The sequence below is a fragment of the Vibrio sp. 10N.239.311.G01 genome (genome assembly GCF_041465805.1).
GTDB lineage: Bacteria > Pseudomonadota > Gammaproteobacteria > Enterobacterales > Vibrionaceae > Vibrio > Vibrio crassostreae_C.
Window position 1 is genome coordinate 1 of the sequence record NZ_JBFSRM010000071.1, and the last position, 1457, is coordinate 1457.

The 1457-nt window shown below is 39.6% G+C and carries 2 protein-coding genes; one reads left to right on the forward strand and one right to left on the reverse strand.

The genetic code is table 11. The features are described 5' to 3' along the window. The first annotated feature begins 136 nt into the window (after positions 1-136). Complete coding sequence (locus tag AB6D06_RS22420; RefSeq protein ID WP_372111921.1) at positions 137-616, forward strand: hypothetical protein; 480 nt, start codon at positions 137-139, stop codon at positions 614-616. Between the two features lie 145 nt (positions 617-761). On the opposite strand, the gene AB6D06_RS22425 is transcribed toward AB6D06_RS22420, so the two are convergent. Beyond that, entirely contained in the window at positions 762-1325 is a 564-nt protein-coding gene (locus AB6D06_RS22425; RefSeq protein ID WP_372111924.1) for a hypothetical protein, read from the reverse strand. Positions 1326-1457: the final 132 nt, after the last annotated feature.

The window sequence follows — 1457 nt, forward strand, 5'->3', positions numbered from 1 at the left end:
GTGGGATGAAAACACTGCCAAAAATTAATCATTGACGCCATAGTCGTTTGTTAGCCCTGAAGCTCACACAAACATTGACACACAAAACAAAACTGATATTCTGATATCAGTTTATCAGAATTTACGAGTGAGCATTATGTCTGACATTTTTGACCCAAACAATCCATCAAACTTACTAAACCCTGACGTTGTAAATCAGCGTTTTGAACAAATCCAACAAGAAGAACTTACTGCATCTCAAGAAGCTGGGATTAAACGTTCTGCTCGAGAACTAAAACAGCATGCAGTCAATATGAATGACGAGCTAAACAGACAATTAAGAACACATGCATCAAATCAAAACTGGGATGAAGTCGCGAAAGTAACGCAACAAATCAAAGTAGTGGAAGACACTATAAAGACAGCAGCCGACTTTGATGTCGCTGTGCAGAGTCGATTTGCGAATCTCCCAACAAGAAAACCAAAGCTAACCGATGAGGAGAAGCGAGAGATCTACCACGCATATCATGGCAATGACCACGTAACTCAAGATATGTTAGCTTCGGATTTTAGAAAACCTCAATCAACAATACAGGGTATTGTTAACTCTTATCCTAGCAAATTTACCAAAAAGTAGCAGCAGATGGTTCTATGCCCGAGCTCAAATGCGCCCGGGCATACCAGAGGGCTAACGCCTTGCTAACGGGCGATAACGTAATACCACCCGACTTAAAATTTGTGCCCTAAACACCGAAGCTGATTTGTATGAAAGTGGCCAAGCGTTAGGAGTCCCTGTTAAGCGATTTGTTAGCAATTTTTTGCCACGCTGATTGATGATATATCCAAGCAACCCATTTGTATGGGTCAGCATGCCCCATAATAAATAGGAACCCTTTCTTATCTGACAACTCCTTTGAAATCGGGCTAGAGTTAATGATGCGATGCAAGTATTCAAGCTCTACTTTCTCAGACTCTTCGCAAGGCGGATAAGACACTACTACTTTGAGTTGGCTATTGATTAATAGGAGGTGAGATACCTCTTGAAACAACCCACTCTTAAAATTATTTTCATGCTCAAATGCTATACGTATGTTTGTCAAATAACATTGATTTGGGAAATCATCTATAAAGTCAGTTTGGTCATAAAAGACTGAATCTAAGTAGTAGTAGTCTGCATTGTAGCAGTACAATCCAAGCCTTTTTGCTATATCCATCACAACGGAATTTTCAGAATGGATGATAAAGTTCGTATAGGCCTTATTGTTACACCAATTCTGATTTACTTCATCATCTCTCTCTTCAACGACACTGCACCAATGTTCAAAAAAATCTCCTGCTAACGTCATGACCTCTCCTAAATTGCTAACGCCTGCATAACACGTTTACTACTAAGCAATTATACTCAAAATTGACGCCTTAAAACGGCGTTGTTGCCTAAATTAGTTGAACCTTTTCCAAGTCCTGTGATCTGATCATTT

Bases quoted from the DNA above. Each gene is read 5' to 3' on its own strand.
- AB6D06_RS22420 (WP_372111921.1), top strand. From the start codon at position 137: ATGTCTGACATTTTTGACCCAAACAATCCATCAAACTTACTAAACCCT.
- AB6D06_RS22425 (WP_372111924.1), bottom strand. From the start codon at position 1,325: ATGACGTTAGCAGGAGATTTTTTTGAACATTGGTGCAGTGTCGTTGAA.